The organism is Xanthomonas sp. WCS2018Noco2-27, from assembly GCF_031843525.1.
Classification (GTDB): Bacteria; Pseudomonadota; Gammaproteobacteria; order Xanthomonadales; family Xanthomonadaceae; genus Xanthomonas.
Map to the genome: position 1 here is coordinate 42,413 of NZ_JAVTIK010000007.1, position 18,375 is coordinate 60,787.

20 protein-coding genes and 1 pseudogene are annotated in these 18,375 nt (G+C 64.0%); 16 read left to right on the forward strand and 5 right to left on the reverse strand.

Annotated elements, in window-relative coordinates:
* Positions 1-38: 38 nt before the first annotated feature.
* Positions 39-1,223: a hypothetical protein gene (locus tag RQH86_RS13115; protein WP_311239269.1), complete on the forward strand. Its 1,185-nt coding sequence runs from the start codon at positions 39-41 to the stop codon at positions 1,221-1,223.
* A gap of 81 nt (positions 1,224-1,304) precedes the next feature.
* A pseudogene (locus RQH86_RS13120) lies at positions 1,305-1,595 on the forward strand (DUF72 domain-containing protein); the annotation flags it as partial.
* A gap of 57 nt (positions 1,596-1,652) precedes the next feature.
* Here the strand turns inward: RQH86_RS13120 and RQH86_RS13125 are convergent.
* The 3 genes from RQH86_RS13125 to RQH86_RS13135 form a co-directional block, all read right to left on the reverse strand.
* Positions 1,653-2,327, reverse strand: a complete 675-nt coding sequence (locus tag RQH86_RS13125) for a YitT family protein (RefSeq protein WP_055849681.1) — start codon at positions 2,325-2,327, stop codon at positions 1,653-1,655.
* Positions 2,328-2,599: 272 nt separating this feature from the next.
* Positions 2,600-3,730, reverse strand: a complete 1,131-nt coding sequence (locus tag RQH86_RS13130; RefSeq protein WP_055849678.1) for a PilT/PilU family type 4a pilus ATPase — start codon at positions 3,728-3,730, stop codon at positions 2,600-2,602.
* 120 nt (positions 3,731-3,850) lie between these two features.
* Positions 3,851-4,888 carry a type IV pilus twitching motility protein PilT gene (locus RQH86_RS13135; protein WP_003489919.1) on the reverse strand — a complete coding sequence of 346 codons (1,038 nt, stop codon included), beginning with the start codon at positions 4,886-4,888 and terminating at the stop codon, positions 3,851-3,853.
* A 332-nt stretch (positions 4,889-5,220) separates the two neighbouring features.
* Between RQH86_RS13135 and RQH86_RS13140 the strand changes: the two genes are divergently transcribed.
* From RQH86_RS13140 to RQH86_RS13170, 7 genes are all read left to right on the forward strand, one after another.
* On the forward strand, positions 5,221-5,913 hold the full coding sequence (locus tag RQH86_RS13140) for a YggS family pyridoxal phosphate-dependent enzyme (RefSeq protein WP_115514591.1): 693 nt from the start codon (positions 5,221-5,223) through the stop codon (positions 5,911-5,913).
* Positions 5,914-5,961: 48 nt separating this feature from the next.
* Entirely contained in the window at positions 5,962-6,816 is an 855-nt protein-coding gene (gene proC, locus RQH86_RS13145) for a pyrroline-5-carboxylate reductase (protein WP_311239270.1), read from the forward strand.
* Between the two features lie 538 nt (positions 6,817-7,354).
* The gene (locus RQH86_RS13150) at positions 7,355-7,777 is read left to right on the forward strand and encodes an HU family DNA-binding protein (protein WP_055849670.1); all 423 of its coding nucleotides are present in this window, start codon (positions 7,355-7,357) and stop codon (positions 7,775-7,777) included.
* A 151-nt stretch (positions 7,778-7,928) separates the two neighbouring features.
* On the forward strand, positions 7,929-8,510 hold the full coding sequence (locus RQH86_RS13155; RefSeq protein ID WP_311239271.1) for a M23 family metallopeptidase: 582 nt from the start codon (positions 7,929-7,931) through the stop codon (positions 8,508-8,510).
* A 91-nt stretch (positions 8,511-8,601) separates the two neighbouring features.
* Positions 8,602-8,904, forward strand: coding sequence for a DUF3861 family protein (locus RQH86_RS13160; protein ID WP_055849666.1), 303 nt, complete (start codon positions 8,602-8,604; stop codon positions 8,902-8,904).
* A gap of 209 nt (positions 8,905-9,113) precedes the next feature.
* Complete coding sequence (locus RQH86_RS13165; RefSeq protein ID WP_311239272.1) at positions 9,114-9,503, forward strand: hypothetical protein; 390 nt, start codon at positions 9,114-9,116, stop codon at positions 9,501-9,503.
* Between the two features lie 55 nt (positions 9,504-9,558).
* Positions 9,559-10,155 (forward strand): DUF1439 domain-containing protein, encoded by a 597-nt coding sequence (locus tag RQH86_RS13170; protein ID WP_311239273.1) that lies wholly within the window; start codon positions 9,559-9,561, stop codon positions 10,153-10,155.
* Positions 10,156-10,270: 115 nt separating this feature from the next.
* Here the strand turns inward: RQH86_RS13170 and RQH86_RS13175 are convergent, their stop codons facing one another.
* On the reverse strand, positions 10,271-10,813 hold the full coding sequence (locus RQH86_RS13175) for a type 1 glutamine amidotransferase domain-containing protein (protein WP_311239274.1): 543 nt from the start codon (positions 10,811-10,813) through the stop codon (positions 10,271-10,273).
* Positions 10,814-10,918: 105 nt separating this feature from the next.
* Complete coding sequence (locus RQH86_RS13180; RefSeq protein ID WP_055849656.1) at positions 10,919-11,386, reverse strand: SET domain-containing protein-lysine N-methyltransferase; 468 nt, start codon at positions 11,384-11,386, stop codon at positions 10,919-10,921.
* Between the two features lie 173 nt (positions 11,387-11,559).
* Between RQH86_RS13180 and RQH86_RS13185 the strand changes: the two genes are divergently transcribed.
* The 7 genes from RQH86_RS13185 to RQH86_RS13215 all read left to right on the forward strand — a co-directional run bounded on the left by RQH86_RS13185 (position 11,560) and on the right by RQH86_RS13215 (position 18,057).
* Positions 11,560-12,018, forward strand: coding sequence for an SUF system Fe-S cluster assembly regulator (locus tag RQH86_RS13185; RefSeq protein WP_115513484.1), 459 nt, complete (start codon positions 11,560-11,562; stop codon positions 12,016-12,018).
* A 15-nt stretch (positions 12,019-12,033) separates the two neighbouring features.
* Entirely contained in the window at positions 12,034-13,491 is a 1,458-nt protein-coding gene (sufB, locus tag RQH86_RS13190; protein WP_055849652.1) for a Fe-S cluster assembly protein SufB, read from the forward strand.
* Positions 13,492-13,759: 268 nt separating this feature from the next.
* Positions 13,760-14,524, forward strand: a complete 765-nt coding sequence (sufC, locus tag RQH86_RS13195) for a Fe-S cluster assembly ATPase SufC (RefSeq protein ID WP_104614542.1) — start codon at positions 13,760-13,762, stop codon at positions 14,522-14,524.
* Positions 14,524-15,786: a Fe-S cluster assembly protein SufD gene (sufD, locus tag RQH86_RS13200; protein WP_311239275.1), complete on the forward strand. Its 1,263-nt coding sequence runs from the start codon at positions 14,524-14,526 to the stop codon at positions 15,784-15,786. The genes sufC and sufD overlap by 1 nt, the downstream gene beginning before the upstream one ends.
* The gene (locus RQH86_RS13205) at positions 15,783-17,027 is read left to right on the forward strand and encodes a cysteine desulfurase (RefSeq protein ID WP_311239276.1); all 1,245 of its coding nucleotides are present in this window, start codon (positions 15,783-15,785) and stop codon (positions 17,025-17,027) included. Before sufD ends, RQH86_RS13205 begins: the two co-directional genes overlap by 4 nt.
* 164 nt (positions 17,028-17,191) lie before the next feature.
* The gene (locus RQH86_RS13210) at positions 17,192-17,731 is read left to right on the forward strand and encodes a GNAT family N-acetyltransferase (protein WP_115562544.1); all 540 of its coding nucleotides are present in this window, start codon (positions 17,192-17,194) and stop codon (positions 17,729-17,731) included.
* The gene (locus RQH86_RS13215) at positions 17,728-18,057 is read left to right on the forward strand and encodes a non-heme iron oxygenase ferredoxin subunit (RefSeq protein WP_311239277.1); all 330 of its coding nucleotides are present in this window, start codon (positions 17,728-17,730) and stop codon (positions 18,055-18,057) included. Before RQH86_RS13210 ends, RQH86_RS13215 begins: the two co-directional genes overlap by 4 nt.
* Positions 18,058-18,375 lie beyond the last annotated feature (318 nt).

Consider the following 18,375-nt stretch of genomic DNA (forward strand, 5'->3'; position numbering starts at 1 on the left):
CGCGGATGTTCAAGCACGGAGGCAGACACGCTTTCGGCATGCTGCCATCGGCTGTGTCAGCAAGGAAACGCAACGGCTGCCTGCTCGTGCTCGTCGCCCATGCCGGGCTGGTTTTCCAGGCACATGCGGCCCCGCCAACGACTGCGACGGTCTCGCAGGTACTGGAACAATTGCGTCGCGAAATCGTCGCCGAGCCAATCGGCAACCCCACCCCGATCGATACCGTGCTGCAGCGCCATGCCGACACTACCGGGCTCAGCTTCGACCTCGGCAGGCCGGACGACAGCGACGATGCCGAAGCACCCCCAGCCGTGCAGCCAGTGGGTGTGACAGATGCGGAGTGGCTGGCAGTACAGGCTTACCGCACCACCAGTGCCAGTGCAGAGAACGACATCGCTGAAAACGGCAACCACCACTACACATTGGCCGACCTGGACGAAGACGGTCAGCGCGATCTGATAGACGATGCGTATGTCGGCGGCACCGGGCTCTTCAACGACATCTCCGTGCTGCGCTACGACCGCGCGCAGGGCTTCCGCCCGGCAGTCGCCACTGCAGTTGACGCAGACAGCACGCCGGGCAGCTTCAGCATCAACGGCCGCGGCAGCGATCAGGCTTTGTACTGGCTGCGCATCGATGGCAAAAGCTACGCGGCCTACCGCGATGGCGATTATTTTCAGGACACGGTGACCGTATCGCGCCCGTTGTCCTTGCCCGGCGAACGCGTGGAGACGCAGGTACTGCAGGTGCGCTATCGCTACCGGCACACGCTGGCGACACCATCGCGCCAAGCAGCCAGTGCCACCGCCGAAGAACAACAGGCATCGCACTGGCTGGCGCAACACCCGCAACTGCAGGCAGCCGTCAACGCGCAGCTGCAGCAGCTTGCGTTCTCACCGGACGGCACGCAGCGTGCACCGGACCCTGCTGCACGCTGCCCGGCGCAGACCAGCGGCGATCCCGACGAAGCCGATCAATGGCCCTGGCACGATGCGGGCCACTACACCTTCGATTATGTCGCCGACTTTCGTGTGCGGCGCGGCCAGGCGTGTTACAGCGCCAGCATTGTGGCCTTTCGCAGCAGCTATCTGACCTCCCCCGAAGGGTGTTGTGCGCTGTGGCTGTACGACGCTCCCGGCTCTCAAGTCGCGACCCTGCCGCTGGGTTCAAGACGCGAGCGAGCCAGCGTGGCGTTGATAACCGCGACTGCGCAGCCGGAATAACCGCCGAGCGCGGCCATCGAGACTGCGAGCTTTGCTTGATGCTGTCCAGGCCAGCTGCCACGCGATAGCGATGCGTCCAATGTCAGCGCTGACTTCGTCTCTCTAGACCTGCATGGCGATGCGCAACGCTACGCCAGCAGGTATAGCGACGCCGCGCTGGGTCGCAAGGCAACCTGCATCGAGGCCTGGCACATGGCGAGGAACCGGACGATCCGGCCCGCATGGGCGCATTCGCACCCAAACGCGCAGTGCGCAGTGCTACGTCGACAACAACACGACGTGCATGCGCTCTTCGGCGCACGCGGGCTGATGCAATGCTTGAACTTGCACACCGATTGCCGGTGGAACCCGGGCACCACGGGTTATCGGTAAAGCTGCATCGCGCCCAGGTGCGCTCCTACGTGGGGAGCGACGAGATCGCCTGCCGGATTACACGCCCATATAGCGGTGCGGGCGGTGGTTGAACATCAGCACCAGGCTCAGCATCAGCGCGCCGAGCGCCGAATACAGCACCTTGTCAGGCGTGAGGATGGCGAACGCCACCAGCATCAGCATGGCATCGAAGCTCATCTGCACCTTACCTGCGCTCCAGCCGCGTTCGCGCTGCAGATACACCGCCAGAATGCCGATTCCGCCCAGGCTGCCGCGGTGGCGGATGAAGAACAGGATCCCCAGCCCGGCCAGTGCGCCCCCGGCAATGGCGGCGAACGCCGTGCTGATGTGCGCGTACTCAGCCCAGCGCGGCAGCAGATCGGTCAAGGCGCCGCAGGCACCGACCGCAGCGAAGGTCTTCAAGGTGAATTCCCAGCCCATGCGGCGCACGCTCAGCCAGTAAAACGGCAGATTGACCAGCACGAACACCAGGCCAAAATTCCAATGCAACGCGTAGTGCAGCAGGAAGGCGACACCGGCCATGCCGCCGATCATCAGCCCGCCCTTGGCGAAGATCGCCAGGCCGAGCGAGGCGACCAGCGTGGCCAGCACCATGCCCTGCACGTCCTCGGCCACCGAATGGTGGTAAGCGTGGTCGTCGGCCGTGGTTCCCGCCGAATCCGGCGGTGGCGTCAACGGCCCGGAGGTGACCACGGTGCCGTCGTCGGGCAACGGTTCTTGCTCCGGACGGAGATCGGAATCGGGAAGGCTCACGGGTTTGGGCACTGCAGTGGGGTGCGATATTAGACACTATCGGCCACCCTGGTTACATCTGAAACAGCAGCGATGCGGCCTCTCCAGTGCGGGACGCGTGCGTTACCACAGGGGAATCGCGTCTACAAAAAAGGCGCCCGATGCGGGGCGCCATTTTGATCCACCACTGCAAACCACCGCGCCAGGCACTGGCCGCAGCCAGCGCAAGCTCTGCGGCAACAGACGACGCATTACCGAACTTCGGCAATCTCCACGCCATCCATTCCCTGCGACAAGGTCTTGGCATCGCCGCCCTGCGAGAGCTTGATGCGCAGGCGCACTTCGTTCTGCGAGTCGGCGTGGCGCAGCGCGTCTTCGTAGCTGATTTCGCCGGCCTGATACAGCTCGAACAGGCTCTGGTCGAAGGTGCGCATGCCCAGGTTGGTGGACTCCTTCATGATCTCCTTGAGCTTGTGGATCTCGCCGTCGCGGATGTAGTCCTGCACCAGTGGCGTGCCGAGCATGATCTCCATCGCCACACGGCGGCTGCGCCCATCCGGAGTCGGAATCAGTTGCTGCGCCACCACACCCTTGAGGTTTAGCGACAGATCCATCAGCAGCTGATTGCGGCGGTCTTCCGGGAAGAAGTTGATGATGCGGTCCATCGCCTGGTTGGCATTGTTGGCGTGCAGCGTGCACAGCACCAGGTGGCCGGTTTCGGCGAAGGCGATCGCGTGGTCCATGCCCTCGCGGGTGCGCACCTCGCCGATCATGATCACGTCCGGCGCCTGGCGCAGGGTATTTTTCAGCGCATTTTCCCAGCTATCGGTATCGATGCCGACTTCGCGCTGGGTGATGATGCAGCCTTCGTGCTTGTGCACGAATTCGATCGGGTCTTCGATGGTGATGATGTGCCCGGTGGAATTCTGGTTGCGGTAACCGATCATCGCCGCCAACGAGGTCGACTTACCGGTACCGGTGGCGCCGACGAAAATGATGATGCCGCGCTTGGTCATCGCCAGCGTCTTGATCACCGGCGGCAGGCTCAGCTCTTCCACGGTGGGAATGCGCGTCTCGATCCGACGCAGCACCATGCCCACTTGATTGCGCTGATAGAAGCAGCTCACACGGAAGCGCCCGACCCCGGACACGCCGATGGCGAAGTTGCACTCGTGGGTCTTTTCGAACTCTTCGCGCTGCGAGGGCGTCATTACGTTCAACACCAGATCGCGGCTCTGCTGGGCGGTCAACGGCGTCTGCGTGATCGGGCTGATCTTGCCGTGCACCTTGATCGCCGGCGGCATGCCGGAGGTGATGAACAGATCCGACGCCTTTTGATGCGCCATCAGCTTGAGGAAGGAGGTGAAGTCGATGGTGCTCATGGCGTGCTCCCTTGGAGCCGGGAATTGGGAATCGGGAATTGGAAAATCTGCAAGCCAGGAGCCGGAACCAGTCAGGGGCGCGCTCGTGCGATTCCCCATTCCCGATTCCCGATTCCCGAATCACTCGAATATCCGCTTGTCCTTGGCGTATTCGCGGGCCTGGTTGCGCGTGATCAGGCTGCGCTTGACCAGGTCCTGCAGATGCTGATCCAGCGTCTGCATGCCGTACTGCTGGCCGGTCTGGATCGACGAATACATCTGCGCCACCTTGTCCTCGCGGATCAGGTTACGGATCGCCGGGGTGCCGACCATGATTTCCCAGGCTGCGGTACGCCCGCCGCCCACCTTCTTGAGCAATGCCTGCGAAATCACCGCGCGCAAGGACTCGGACAGCATCGAGCGCACCATGGGCTTTTCGCCGGCCGGGAACACGTCGATGATGCGGTCGATGGTCTTGGCCGCCGAGCTGGTGTGCAGGGTGCCGAACACCAAGTGGCCGGTTTCCGCGGCGGTGAGTGCCAGGCGAATGGTTTCCAGGTCGCGCAACTCGCCGACCAGGATGATGTCCGGGTCTTCGCGCAATGCCGAGCGCAGCGCTTCGTTGAAGCCGTGCGTATCGCGGTGCACTTCGCGCTGATTGATCAGGCACTTCTGCGAGGTGTGCACGAATTCGATCGGATCCTCGACGGTGAGGATGTGGCCGTATTCGTTCTTGTTGATGTAGTCGATCATGCCGGCCAGCGTTGTCGACTTGCCCGAACCGGTCGGGCCGGTGACCAGGATCAGGCCCTGCGGCTGGTCGATCAGCTGGCGGAAGATCGGCGGGCAGCCCAGGTCTTCCAGCGTCAGCACTTCGGACGGAATGGTGCGGAACACCGCGCCGGCGCCACGATTCTGGTTGAACGCGTTGACGCGGAAGCGCGCCAGCGAGGGAATCTCGAACGAGAAGTCGACCTCGAGGAATTCTTCATAATCGCGCCGCTGCTTGTCCGACATGATGTCGTACACCAGCGCGTGCACCTGCTTATGGTCCAACGCCGGAATATTGATGCGACGGACATCGCCATCGACACGGATCATCGGCGGCAGCCCTGCAGACAGGTGCAGGTCCGATGCCTTGTTCTTGACAGAAAACGCCAATAGTTCAGCGATATCCATGCGCTGCTTTTCCCCTAGGCTGCGATTGGAAGGTACTCCCCGGCTGGCAGTATAGCGTTCTGGCTGCTGGCGGGAAGCGGCCTGGCGCCGGTTCAGGTCGGCAGCGTCGCATGCGGCTGAAGGCGTTGTTTTTCGGGCGTGCCCAGGCACGGCGCTTGCCTGCGTCCGGCCCAGCCAGGCTGGATTGGGCACCCAGCGGCTGCGCCCGCAGCCCGCAGCACGCCGATGCCGGTACGCGCTTGCCACCGTCAACCCAGCAAAGGCGCGCGGCGCGCTGGAAGGAAGCCAGCGGCGGCGGCACACTAGCGCTCCCGCTTGTTCTGGATTGCCACGTGCCGGCTTCGTCGCTGCAGCAGATTCTCGATGCCATCCATGCCGCAGCAGCAACGCATGCGCGTGCCGACGTCCGGTTGCTGGCGGTGTCAAAGACCAAACCGGCCGATGCCGTCGCCGCATTGGCCGCCCAGGGCCAGCGCGCATTCGGCGAAAACTACGTGCAGGAAGCGCAAGCCAAGATCGCCGCGCTGCGCGAGCTGGGGCTGGAATGGCACCTGATCGGCCACCTGCAGTCCAACAAGGCCGACGTCGCCAGCCAATGTTTCGACTGGGTGCAGACTGTGGACCGCGCCAAGTTGATTCCGCTGCTGGCGCGATACCGCCCGGACGACCGCATGCCGTTGAACGTGCTGATCCAGGTCAATATCGACGATGAGGACAGCAAATACGGATGCGCGCCGGACGCCATCGACGGCCTGGCCGACGCCATCGCACTGCAACCGCGACTGCAACTGCGCGGCTTGATGGCGATCCCGGCGCCGTTCCCGGACCAGGCACGACGCGCTGCGGCGTTCGCGCGCATGCAGGACTTGTTCGCACACCTGCAGCAGCGCCATCGGCAGGTGGACACCTTGTCGATGGGCATGAGCGCGGACTTCGCAGAAGCGATCGCGGCCGGTGCCACCATGGTGCGCGTGGGCACGGCGCTGTTCGGCGCGCGCGCGCCCTCGCCCGCCGCCTCCGTCTGATCTGCCTCGCGCATCGCGCCATCCATTCCTATTACTAGAGGTACCGCAATGACTCTGCCCACGCCGCCTGCGCCGTTATCCGTCACCGCCAGGCGCATCGCGTTTATCGGCGGCGGCAACATGGCGCGCAGCTTGATCGCCGGGCTGATCCGGCAAGGCGTGCCGGCTGCAAGCCTGCGCGTCGCCGAGCCGGTAGAAGAGTTGCGCACCGGGTTGTCGCGCGACTTTGGCGTACAGGCGGTCGCAGACGCGCGCGACGCGGCCGATGGTGCGACCACCTGGGTGCTGGCGGTCAAACCGCAGGTCATGCCAAGCGTGTGCGCGCAACTGGCCGCGCTTGCACAAGCGCAACAGCCGCTGCTGCTGTCGATTGCAGCCGGCATCACCGCAACGCAGTTGCAGCGTTGGTGCGGCGGCGATACGGCGGTGGTCCGCGCGATGCCCAACACCCCCGCGCTGCTCGGCGCCGGCGTGACCGGGCTGTATGCCACTGCACGCGTCTCCGATGCGCAGCGCATGCAGGCCACCCAATTGCTGGAAAGCGCCGGGGTGACGGTGTGGATCGACGACGAAGCGCAGATGGATGCGGTGACTGCCGTTTCCGGTAGCGGGCCGGCGTACGTGTTTTTACTGGCCGAAGCGATGGAAGCGGCAGCACAGGCGCAGGGACTGCCGGCCGATACCGCGCGCACGCTGGTCCTGCAAACCCTGTTGGGCGCATCGCGCATGCTCACCGAATCGGGCGAAGCACCGCAGGTCCTGCGCGGTCGCGTGACCTCGCCCAACGGCACCACGCAAGCGGCCATCGAAACATTCCAGGCTGGCGGATTCGAAGCGCTGACAGCGCGGGCAATCGCTGCGGCTACCGAACGCGGCCGCAGTTTGTCGGCTGCCAACGACTAGCGCGCCGCGGTTCGCCCCAACGCGTTGCTGGCTGTATGGGGCAATCAGCGACGCGTCGCGGTGATCGCTCTCCGCACGCAGCCTGCATCGCAACACGTCGCTACGCGATTGCCCAATACCCAGCGCCAGGCATCAAGCGACCTTCCACGCAACGTCGCGCGCTTTGCAATCGATGCCAATACGCGCCAATCAGGCGATCGCACGCGACTTGTTCGACATCTCGCGGCGATGCATCCGTCGTTGGCAGCAGAGTGGATGGCGCAGTGCAGAGTCTTTTGGCATGCGCAGTACGACCGCAGCCTTGCGCAACGACCTGCTGCTCTGCGTCAGATACGGCACATGCCTGCGCGCTGCACGCGTTCCGTACTGGTTTTTACGCGCGTTTTGCGCCGCTGGTGAACGAATCCCCGTCGAAAGACGCTTTTTTGTGTTGTTTCATCGTTTACCTATTGGCGGCGCGCAGCAGTTGCCCTACATTTCGCGTTGCCGACTGGGTCGGCAGACCCAACACCACCAACGAATACGGAACGAATACCTCATGGCAAAAACCGCCGCTAAGAAGGCTGCCCCCAAGAAGGCAGTGAAAAAGGTCGCCGCTACCAAGACTGCAAAGCCGGCCAAGGCCGCGACCAAGACCGCCGCACCGAAGCCGATCAAGGAAGCCCTGAGCAAGACCGGCCTGGTCGCGCACATCGCCGAATCCACCCAGCTGGCTCCGAAGGACGTCCGCGCCGTGCTGGCGTCGCTGGAAGCCACCGCACACTCCTCGCTCAACAAGAAGGGCGCTGGCTCGTTCACTCTTCCGGGCATGTTGAAGCTGACCGCCGTGCACGTGCCGGCCAAGCCGAAGCGTAAGGGGATCAACCCTTTCACCAAGGAAGAGCAGACCTTCCCCGCCAAGCCCGCCAGCCTCAAGGTCAAGGCACGCTTGCTGAAGAAGCTGAAGGACGCCGCGCTCTAATCGAGCACGCATCCGGTGTCATCGAGACGGCCTTCGGGCCGTCTTTTTTTTGCGCTTTTCCCGCGTCTTGTTGGCGATGCGTGTCGACACACCACATCGCAGTCATGGCAGCCCGTCTACCCTGTTGGTGAGTTCGCAACAGAGAGTGCCCATGACCGCGCCATCAACCCGCAGCCCCGCCCGACGTGTGCGTCGCCTGCTGGTTTCGATTGCCCTGCTGTGCGCGTTGGGCGTGGCCGCGCGCTGGGCCTGGCAGTCGCCGATGGGCGAACGCCTGCGCACCACCTGGGAGCTGTCACGAATGCCGCCGCCGCAGACCCTGCAGATCCCAGTGAAAAACGTCCGTGCCCGCCAGATCGCCGACACCTTCGGTGCACCACGCGGACGCGACCGTAGCCATGCCGGCGTGGATATTTTCGCGCCACGCGGTACGCCTGTGGTTGCCGCCACCCGCGGCGTGGTCAGTGCCATTCGCGACGCCGGGCTGGGTGGAAAACAGGTCTGGGTGCTCGGGCCGGCGATGGAGCGGCACTACTATGCGCACCTGGACGACTGGGCACCGGGACTGGCCGTTGGCGATGTCGTCGAGCCCGGTACCGCGCTGGGCATGGTCGGTACCACCGGCAACGCGCGCGGCACGCCGCCACACCTGCACTATGGTGTCTATGGGCGCAACGGTGCGTACGATCCGCTGCCGCTGCTGCGTAAAACCACGCCACCGCCTGCCGACTGAGCATGCTGGAACACTGCGTCATGGCCTGCGCTATCGAGCGCGCGGCAGCCTACCCCTATGGTGGAGGCAGCCCAGGAGTGACGCGACCACCATGCCCCGAAAACGCTATCGCATTACGGTCACGCCCATCGAGAACGACGGGCGACCGTGCGACGACCGCTGCACCATCGAGTTCGAACAGCGCTCCCGCGCCGACTGGATGCGCCTGCTCGAAGAGTTGCATCTGCGCCGCGATCTGAGCAGCGACGAATGCGCCGCACTGACCGTCGGCTCGCAATTGCTGGAAGACCTGGCCGCTCGTCCACGCGCGCAACCCAGCGATGCGCTGGATGCATTACGGCCCAAGCTGCAACTACTGCTCGATCGCCTGCAACGCGTCCAACCCGGCGCCTGAGCGCTGCTCCGCACCGCATACGCCCGCTACACTGCGCGCCTCGGGGATGGAGAGCCGCCATGCGTTGGATCGTCATTGCTTTATCGGTAGCCGCACTCGCAGGCTGCAGCTGTCATCGCAGTACAGATCAGCAAGCCGTTGCGACCACAAGCTCGCCTAAAGCCACTGCGGCGACAGACTCCGCTGCGGTGACTGCCCAAGGCGTACCCATGTCGCCGGCGTCCGAAGCCCCCGACGATGCGCAAACGCGCGCCGACTTGGCCGAAGCAAGCGCCACCGTGCAGCGTTATCTGGGTGCGCTGCCCGGTGCCGCGCGCGCCGATGCCGATGCGCTGTGGACCGGCGGACGTCCAGCGCCGGTGCCGGACGACGCGGCGCTGCGCGGCATCGGCGATATCCGATCGATGCGCATCAATAACGACCCGCCGGTGCCGCTGGATCAGGAACATCCGCCGCGGCGCATCGAAGTGCCGGTGCGCATCGTCGTACGCACGGGCGCGGGCACGCAGCAGCTGATCGGCGCCTATCGCTTGCAACCGCGCGCCGGCAGCGACAGCTGGGAAATCTACTCCGCCACGCTGCAACCGGTACTGCGCTAACCCGTGGTTCACCAGTGCTGACTAAGGTTGTGTCACCTATTGCCGGAGTCACCCGATGAAACTGCGTTCGCTTGCCGGATCCGTGCTTGCCCTCGCCTTGGCGCTCCCCGTTGGCAGCGCCTGTGCGGCGCCGCAGATCCAGGGACATCAGATCAGCGTGCAGGCCAGCGACCTGCAGCAGTATCTGGGCGGTCGCTTCCCGCAAACGCACGACACACTCGGCGGCTTGATCGCAATGACGGTCAGCAACCCCGCGCTGTCGCTGCCGCCGGGCGACCGACTCAAGATGGCGTTCGATCTGGCCGTGGCCACTGCCGGCGGTGCGCCGGCTCCGGTGGGCAATGTAACCCTGACCAGCGCGCTGCGTTACGACGTCGCCAAACAAGGTTTTTATCTCGACCAGCCCAGCATCGACGATTTCCGCCCGGCCAATTCCGGCGCAAAGCTCGACCACAGCACCCGTCAGCTACTCAACACCTGGCTGGCCGATTACGCGCGCAAGGAACCCATCTATCGCATCGACCCGTCGATTGCCGCAGTGATGGGCGCGGTGCAGGTGGAGTCGGTGGGCATCCAGAACGGCCGCGTGGCGGTCAACTTCAATCAGAACATCGAGCAGATGGTGCCGGCGGCGGCGCTGTCGGGGAAGTAAGTCCGCACCGTCATCAGGTGGGTACGACGCGCATAACGGCCATCATGCAACGGCCCGACGCAACAGCGCCGGGCCGTGTTTACTGAAACAAGTGGCAGATGGCGGCTAACGCGCCCTACGCAGACAGGGCCTTGGCCACTGCAGCACTGAATGCCGGAATGTCGTCGGGCTTGCGGCTGGTGATCAACACACCATCGACCACCACTTCGGCATCCTGCCAGCGCGCGCCGGCGTTGGTCAGATCGGTTTTGACCGACGGCCACGAGGTGACGTTGCGGTCGCGCACCAGATCGCTTTCCAGCAACAACCACGGCCCATGGCAGATTGCCGCCACCGGCTTGTGCGCCGTGGCGAATGCACGAATGAAGGCGATCGCCTGCTGATTCATGCGCAGTGTGTCGGGATTGAGCACGCCACCGGGCAGCAACAGCGCATCGTAGGTTTCAGGCGTTGCTAGCTCAAGAGGCCGGTCGACCGCAACCGAAACGCCCCAATCGGTGTGATTCCAGGCGCGGATCGTTGCGCCATCGCCAGGCGCGACCACATCGACCGTGGCGCCCCACGATTCCAGCAGACGCTTGGGTTCTGTCAGTTCGGATTGCTCGAAGCCATCGGTGGCCAGGACCGCGATGGTCTTGCCGGAGAGCGAATACGCCATGTGGGAGCTCCTCGATAAAAGAAGCCCGCACCGTAGGCAGCGCGCTGTTGCGCACCCGTGAACCGATGTATGCGTCGCGTCAGCGCGCAGTGCGCTTCGCCAGGCTCAGCGCTTGGGCTGCAGCATCGTGCCCGTGCAGTTCTTGGAGCCGCACCGGCATTCCCAGATCTTCTTCAGACGCGGCGTGTGGCGCTCGCTCAGGGTGATGCCGTAGTTGTAGGTCAGCTCGGCGCCGGCCTTGATGGCGCGCTTGGCCTCGATGAAGATCTTGTCCTTGCTGCGGTCGTCGCCTTCGGCTTCTTCGATCACCGCTTCGCAATTGGGATTGCAGCTGTGGTTGATCCAGCGCGCGACATTGCCTTCGTAGTTGGCATCCAGCACGTAATCGTCGCTGAGCGTAAACAGGAAGGTGTGGCCGCTTTCCACGTCGCCGGTGTCGTCGGCATCCACTTCGGCGTGCGTGCGCAGGCGCCCTTTGTACTGAATGATGCGCTCGCCCTTGCGGAGCGGGGCGAGGGCGAACATGCCATTGCCGTGGATACGTGACTTGCGGGCGGCAACTTTGCGCGACATGTAAGGGTCCAGTGATGGGGCCGCTCATTGTGACCGCAGCGCGTCCGTGCGCCAAGCACAAGCGCACCACCGCCCGCAACGGCCTGCGCTTGCCGGCGGCTGAACCGGGCGGTTGGCCCCGCCCTGCCGGAAAGAGTACAATTTCGGTCCGCTTTAAGGTTTTCTGCTCGCTCATGTTGCGCGTCACCAAACTCACCGATTACGCCACCGTCGTGCTGACCGTGCTTGCCGCGCGCAGCGGTGAAGTACTCAGCGCCAGCGAACTGGCCGAACAGGCGGGCCTGGAAGCGCCGACCGTGAGCAAGATTCTCAAGCCGTTGTCGCAAGCCGGGCTGGTGGAAGGCCTGCGCGGCGTGCATGGCGGTTACCGGCTTGCGCGCGATGCCAGCCAGATCACCCTGGTGGAGATCGTCGAGGCAATGGAAGGCCCGTTGGCGATCACCGAATGCAGCCAGGACCACAGCCAGTGCGGCATCGCGCAGACATGCGGCGTGCGCTCCAACTGGCGCCTGATCAATGACGTGGTCGGCGACGCATTGCGTCGGGTCACGCTTGCGCAGATGTTGCAGCCCCTCTCTCTCCCTGGCGACAGCCGTCGGCGCTCCATCGCCGCACGCGTCGCGACCACCTGACCTGTAGGCAGCCCGATGGCCACCGAACTTGCTCCCCCGCAGAATGCGCAGATCCTCGAACGGCTGGGCCGACGCTATGACGCCGGCTTCATCACCGAGATCGAATCCGATTCGCTCCCGCCCGGTCTGGACGAAGACACCATCCGTGCGTTGTCGGCCAAGAAAGACGAGCCGCAATGGATGACCGACTGGCGTCTTGAGGCCTACCGCCATTGGCTGAAAATGCCGATGCCCGAATGGGCTAAGCTCAAGATCGCGCCGATCGATTTCCAGGCATTGAGCTACTACTCCGCGCCCAAGGGCCCGAAGTACGCCTCGCTGGACGATGTGCCCAAGGAACTGCTGGACACCTACGACAAGCTCGGCGTGCCGTTGCACGAGCGCGCGCGGCTGGCCGGTGTTGCGGTGGATGCAGTGTTCGATTCGGTCTCGGTCGGCACCACCTTCCGCAAGGAACTTGCCGAAAAGGGCGTGATCTTCTGCTCGATGTCCGAGGCGATCAAAGAGCATCCGGAGATCGTCAAGCAATACCTGGGCAGCGTGGTGCCGGTGGGCGACAACTACTTCGCCGCGCTCAACTCGGCGGTGTTCTCCGACGGCAGCTTCGTGTTCATTCCCAAGGGCGTGCGTTGCCCGATGGAACTGAGCACCTATTTCCGCATCAATGCCGGCCATACCGGCCAGTTCGAGCGCACCTTGATCGTGTGCGAAGACAAGGCCTATGTGTCGTATCTGGAAGGCTGCACCGCGCCGATGCGCGATGAAAACCAGCTGCATGCCGCCGTGGTGGAACTGGTGACGCTGGAAGACGCAGAGATCAAGTACTCGACGGTGCAGAACTGGTACCCGGGCGATGAAAACGGCGTTGGCGGCATCTACAACTTCGTTACCAAGCGTGCCGAATGCCGTGGCGACCGCAGCAAGGTGACCTGGACCCAGGTCGAAACCGGCTCGGCGATCACCTGGAAGTACCCGTCGTGCGTGCTGCTCGGCGACGATTCGGTGGGTGAGTTCCATTCGGTAGCACTCACCCATCATCGTCAGCAGGCCGACACCGGCACCAAGATGATCCACATCGGCAAGCGCACCAAGAGCAAGATCGTCAGCAAGGGCATCAGTGCCGGGCGTGGGCAAAACACCTATCGCGGCCTGGTCAAGGTGGATCGCAATGCCGATGGCGCGCGCAATTACACCCAGTGCGATTCGCTGTTGATCGGCAAACAGTGCGGCGCGCATACCTTCCCCTATATCGAGGTGAAGAATCCCGGCGCCACCGTTGAGCACGAGGCCACCACCTCAAAGATCAGCGACGACCAGCTGTTCTATTGCCGCGCGCGTGGCATCAGCCAGGAAGATGCGGTGTCGCTGATCGTCGATGGTTTCTGCAAGCAGGTGTTCCGCGAGCTGCCGATGGAGTTCGCCGTGGAAGCCAAGAAGCTGCTGGAAGTCTCGCTGGAAGGCAGCGTCGGCTGACACCCTTTTTCTTCTCCCTTCGGGAGAAGGTGGCGCGCAGCGCCGGATGATGGGCGCCAGGAGGATCTCGAAAAGATTAGCTATGACGAACGCGTCGCCACGCGCCAGTCAAGGTAAATACTCGAAGAGCTCCCGGATGCTCACTTCAATGGCGCGCGGCGACGCATTCATTAGTCGCTGACGCCTTCAAGTTGTTTGCGCCGACCCTCACCCCAACCCCTCTCCCGGCGGGAGAGGGGCTACATAAGAATTCTGACGGACCATCAGCATGCTCAACATTAAAAACCTCCACGCCAGCATCGCCGGCAAAGACATTCTCAAAGGCCTGTCGCTGGACATCCAGCCCGGCCAGGTGCACGCCCTGATGGGGCCCAACGGCGCGGGCAAGTCCACGCTGGGCAACGTGCTGGCCGGCCGCGATGGCTACGAAGTCAACGAAGGCAGCGTGCAGTTCGAAGGCAAGAACCTGCTCGATCTGCCGCCAGAAGAACGCGCCGCCGCCGGCCTGTTCCTGGCGTTCCAGTACCCGGTGGAAATCCCTGGCGTCAACAACACCTATTTCCTGCGCGCCGCGCTCAATGCGCAGCGCAAGGCGCGTGGCGAGGAAGAGCTGGATTCGATGCAGTTCCTCAAGCTGGTGCGGCAGAAGCTGGCGGTGCTGCATCTGAAGGACGAGCTGTTGCATCGCGGTGTCAACGAGGGCTTTTCCGGCGGCGAGAAGAAGCGCAACGAGATCTTCCAGCTGGCCGTGCTCGAACCCAAGCTCGCCATCCTGGATGAAACCGACTCCGGCCTGGATATCGATGCGCTCAAGAGCGTGGCCGACGGCGTCAACGCGCTGCGTTCGCCGGAGCGTTCGTTCCTGGTGATCACCCACTACCAGCGCCTGCTCGACTACATCAAGCCGGACGTGGTGCATGTGCTGTCCGAAGGACGCATCGTGCAGAGCGGCGGCCCGGAACTGGCGCTGGAACTGGAAAAACATGGTTACCACTTCCTGAAGGATCGTGTGGTGCCCGAGGTTGCCGCCTGATGAGCGCCCTGCTCGACTCCCTGGCCCGCGGCTTCAGCGGCGACGATGCACGCCGCGCCGAGCTCGACGCAGCGCTGCAGACCGGCCTGCCCGGTCCGCGCGCCGAAGCGTGGAAATACACCTCGCTGCGTCAGCTGGAACGTCGCAGTTTTCAGCCGGCACCGCTGGTGCCGACGCTGCTCGATGCCGCCGTACTGGACGAGATCCCCGCGCCGCGGCTGGTGTTCGTCAACGGGCGCCCTTCCGCAGCGCTGAGCGATGTTTCGACCTTGCCGGACGGCGTGCAGCTGGACACCTTGTCGGCCGCACTGGCCGCAGGCGATGACGCAAAGCACTTGCTCGGCCGCCGTTTCGAAGGCAGCGACGAGATCTTTGCCCGCCTCAATGCCGCGCTGGCCGACGAAGGTGTGCTGGTGCGCGTGCAAGACGGCGCGCAGATCGAACTGCCACTGCACATCGTCTTTGTCAGCGTGGCCAGCGAGCACGATCTGTCCTGGCATTACCGGCATCTGATCGAAGTACGTGCCGGCGCAGCGCTCAATGTCGTCGAGCATCATCTGCATGTCGGCGATGCGGCGCATCTGGACAACAGCGTGATGCATGTCCATCTGGCGCAGGACGCGGTGTTGTCGCATGCGCGCGTGCAGGCCGATAGCGCGCACGCCACCGCACTGCTGCGCACCGATGCCGTGTTGGCACGCAATGCGCGCTACCAGCGCGTGGATCTGGAACTTGGCGCCGGCTTGTCGCGGCACGAACTCAACGTGCGTCTGGAAGGCAGCAACGCCCAGCTCACTGCCAATGGCGTGATGTTGGGCAATGGTCGCCGCCATGTCGATACCCGCCTGGGCATCGAACACATTGCCCGCGACACCGCCTGCGAGCTGGTCTGGCGCGGTGTGGGTGCCGATCGCAGCCGCGTGGTGTTCCATGGCGGCATCCATATCCGTCAGGGCGCCGATGGCACCGACGCACGGCTGTCCAACAAGAATCTGCTGCTCTCTTCCAATGCCGAAATCGATACCCAGCCGGTGCTGGTGATCGACGCAGACGAAGTGCAGGCAGCGCATGGCGCCACTGTCGGTCAGCTAGATGACAACGCCTTGTTCTATCTGCGCTCGCGCGGCCTGCCGCAAGCGGAGGCGCAACGCCTGCTGAGTGCGGCGTTCTGCCACGAGCCGTTGCGGGTCCTGCCGGCTGCGTTGAGTGCCGTGCTGGCCCTACAGCTGGACCGCGCCCTGAATTCGGCGGGCGTGGCATGAATGCACCTGCCGTCACTCAGGGCAACGCTCCGGATTGGGAACGCGTCCGTTCGGATTTCCCGCTGCTGATGCGGCAGGTGCATGGCAAGCCGCTGATCTATTTCGACAACGCCAACACCGGACAAAAGCCGCTGCAGGTGATTGCCGCGACCGACGAGTTCTATCGCCGCCAGAACGCCAATGTCAGCCGCGCAGTGCATGCGCTGGGCAGCGAAGCCACGGATGCCTTCGAAGGCGCACGCAGCAAACTCGCGCGCTTTCTCAATGTGCGCGCCGACGAGCTGGTGCTGTGCAGCGGCACCACTTTTGCGATCAATCTGGTGGCGTATTCGTGGGCATTGCCGCGTCTGGGACCAGGCGATGTCATCCTGATCACGCGCATGGAGCACCACGCCAACATCGTGCCGTGGCAGCTGGTAGCCCAGCGCACCGGTGCCAGCATCCGCGTAGCCGAGATCACCCCCGAGGGCGCGCTGGATCTGGATGCCTTGCGCAAGGCGATGACGCCGGACGTCAAACTGCTGGCGATCACCCATGTGTCCAACGTGCTGGGCACGGTCAACCCGGTGCGCGAGATCTGCCGCGACGCGCGCAAGCGTGGCATCGTCACCATGGTGGACGGCTCGCAGGCCGCACCGCATCGGCGCATCGACGTAGCTGCGATCGGCTGCGATTTCTACGCCATCACCGGCCACAAGATGTGCGGGCCCACCGGCACCGGCGCGCTGTGGGCGCGTCGCGAACATCTGCAGTCCATGCCGCCGTTTCTGGGCGGTGGCGAAATGATCAAGGAAGTCAGCTTCGAAGGCACCGTGTACAACGATGCCCCGCACAAGTTCGAAGCCGGCACGCCCAACATCGCCGGCTTCATCGGCCTGGGTGCGGCGGTGGATTATCTGGAGTCGATCGGCCTGGAGCACGTGGAAGCGCGCGAAGCCGAGCTGCTGGCGCACTTCACCGAAGAGCTGCAGCAGATCGATGGCCTGCGCATCTTCGGCACCACGCCCGACAAAGCCGCAGTGGTGTCGTTCCTGATCGACGGTGCGCATTCGCACGACCTTGCCACTCTGCTCGATCTGGAAGGCGTGGCGGTGCGCTCCGGCCAGCACTGCGCGCACCCGCTGCTGCAGTTCTACGGCGTTGCCGCAACCTGTCGCGCATCGCTGGCGTTCTACAACACGCATGACGAGATCGAGCGTTTTGTCGCCGCGCTGGTGAAGGTGCGTCGCCTATTGGGCTGATTGGAATCGGGAATCGGGAATCGGGAATCGCAAAAGCATGTCATCGAGGGACGGCGGACTTCCATCGCTCTCCTATTCACGACTATTCACGTAAGAATTCAAAAGCGCCAAACTTCGCTACGCTGTTACGAATCCCCAATCCCCACTCCCAAATCCCCGCCCTCATGCAGACCACCACGTTCCGCACTGCCACCGTCGATGACATCGACGCCCTTGTCCAGTTGGTGACCTCGGCCTATCGCGGTGACAGCAGTCGCGTGGGGTGGACGACCGAGGCCGACATTCTCGACGGCGCCCGCATCGACCCGGCCGTGCTGCGTCAGGACATCCTGCGCGAGCGCAGCCTGGTATTGCTGGTCGAACAGGATGGGCGCCTGCTGGCGTGCGCACATATCGCCGACGACGGCGGCGCGGGATACTTCGGCATGTTCGCGGTGGACCCGTCGCTGCAAGGCAGCGGCATCGGCAAGACGCTGCTGGCCGAAGCCGAACGCATCGTGGACGCCGAATGGAAGCTGCCGGTGATGCGCATGACCGTGATCGATGTGCGCAACGAACTCATCGCCTTCTACGAACGGCGCGGCTATCGCCGCACTGGCCTCCTCAAGCCATTCCCCTATGGCGACGAACGCTTCGGCGTGCCACTGCGGCAGGATCTACGCTTCGAAGTGCTGGAAAAATCGCTGGACGGCGCCGCGCCATGAGTGAGACCTGGACCTTTGTCTGCGCAAGCGACGCGCTGCTACCCGGCGAACTGCAGACAGCGTGGGATGCCGTCACCGACGCGCCGATCGTGGTGTTCAATCTCGACGGCGAGTTGTACGCGTTGGAAGACCGCTGCAGCCACGAAGATTACGAGCTGTCGCCCGGCAGCTTCGACCCGGTCGCCGGCACCATCGAATGCCTGTTACACAGCGCCCGCTTCGATATCCGCGATGGCCGCCCGTTATGTGCGCCCGCCTACACCGCCGTGCCCAAGTTCCCGGTCAAGCGCGAGCTCGACGGCATCTGGACCCGCGACGACCGCTAGCGCGGCAGCTACCAACGCATATTTTCCACGCTGGAAGCCGCCGCGTGTTTGACGACGTACGCCTCCGGTCGGCAAAGATTGCAAAGAAGAATGATTTGCATTTAAGATCGCAGCCCTTCAGGTCTTCTTAACATCTGACCTGCCCTGCGATCCCATGCGCCCTGCACTGTCCGACACCTTCGATTTGCGTCCTGTTCGCCTGCGCTTTCCAGCGTGGCGCGACGGCGCGTGCGGTGGACGCCAGCCGGGCGCCACGGGCTAGCGACGCACGCACACCCTTCCGCATCCGCCGAGCCATCGCCAGGCCGGAGCACCGCT

Bases quoted from the DNA above. Each gene is read 5' to 3' on its own strand.
- sufB (WP_055849652.1), top strand. From the start codon at position 12,034: ATGGCCACCGAACTTGCTCCCCCGCAGAATGCGCAGATCCTCGAACGG.
- RQH86_RS13170 (WP_311239273.1), top strand. From the start codon at position 9,559: ATGAAACTGCGTTCGCTTGCCGGATCCGTGCTTGCCCTCGCCTTGGCG.
- proC (WP_311239270.1), top strand. From the start codon at position 5,962: ATGACTCTGCCCACGCCGCCTGCGCCGTTATCCGTCACCGCCAGGCGC.
- RQH86_RS13135 (WP_003489919.1), bottom strand. From the start codon at position 4,888: ATGGATATCGCTGAACTATTGGCGTTTTCTGTCAAGAACAAGGCATCG.
- RQH86_RS13155 (WP_311239271.1), top strand. From the start codon at position 7,929: ATGACCGCGCCATCAACCCGCAGCCCCGCCCGACGTGTGCGTCGCCTG.
- RQH86_RS13130 (WP_055849678.1), bottom strand. From the start codon at position 3,730: ATGAGCACCATCGACTTCACCTCCTTCCTCAAGCTGATGGCGCATCAA.
- RQH86_RS13205 (WP_311239276.1), top strand. From the start codon at position 15,783: ATGAATGCACCTGCCGTCACTCAGGGCAACGCTCCGGATTGGGAACGC.
- RQH86_RS13210 (WP_115562544.1), top strand. From the start codon at position 17,192: ATGCAGACCACCACGTTCCGCACTGCCACCGTCGATGACATCGACGCC.
- RQH86_RS13165 (WP_311239272.1), top strand. From the start codon at position 9,114: ATGTCGCCGGCGTCCGAAGCCCCCGACGATGCGCAAACGCGCGCCGAC.
- RQH86_RS13175 (WP_311239274.1), bottom strand. From the start codon at position 10,813: ATGGCGTATTCGCTCTCCGGCAAGACCATCGCGGTCCTGGCCACCGAT.
- RQH86_RS13215 (WP_311239277.1), top strand. From the start codon at position 17,728: ATGAGTGAGACCTGGACCTTTGTCTGCGCAAGCGACGCGCTGCTACCC.
- RQH86_RS13160 (WP_055849666.1), top strand. From the start codon at position 8,602: ATGCCCCGAAAACGCTATCGCATTACGGTCACGCCCATCGAGAACGAC.
- sufD (WP_311239275.1), top strand. From the start codon at position 14,524: ATGAGCGCCCTGCTCGACTCCCTGGCCCGCGGCTTCAGCGGCGACGAT.
- sufC (WP_104614542.1), top strand. From the start codon at position 13,760: ATGCTCAACATTAAAAACCTCCACGCCAGCATCGCCGGCAAAGACATT.
- RQH86_RS13150 (WP_055849670.1), top strand. From the start codon at position 7,355: ATGGCAAAAACCGCCGCTAAGAAGGCTGCCCCCAAGAAGGCAGTGAAA.
- RQH86_RS13115 (WP_311239269.1), top strand. From the start codon at position 39: ATGCTGCCATCGGCTGTGTCAGCAAGGAAACGCAACGGCTGCCTGCTC.
- RQH86_RS13185 (WP_115513484.1), top strand. From the start codon at position 11,560: ATGTTGCGCGTCACCAAACTCACCGATTACGCCACCGTCGTGCTGACC.
- RQH86_RS13180 (WP_055849656.1), bottom strand. From the start codon at position 11,386: ATGTCGCGCAAAGTTGCCGCCCGCAAGTCACGTATCCACGGCAATGGC.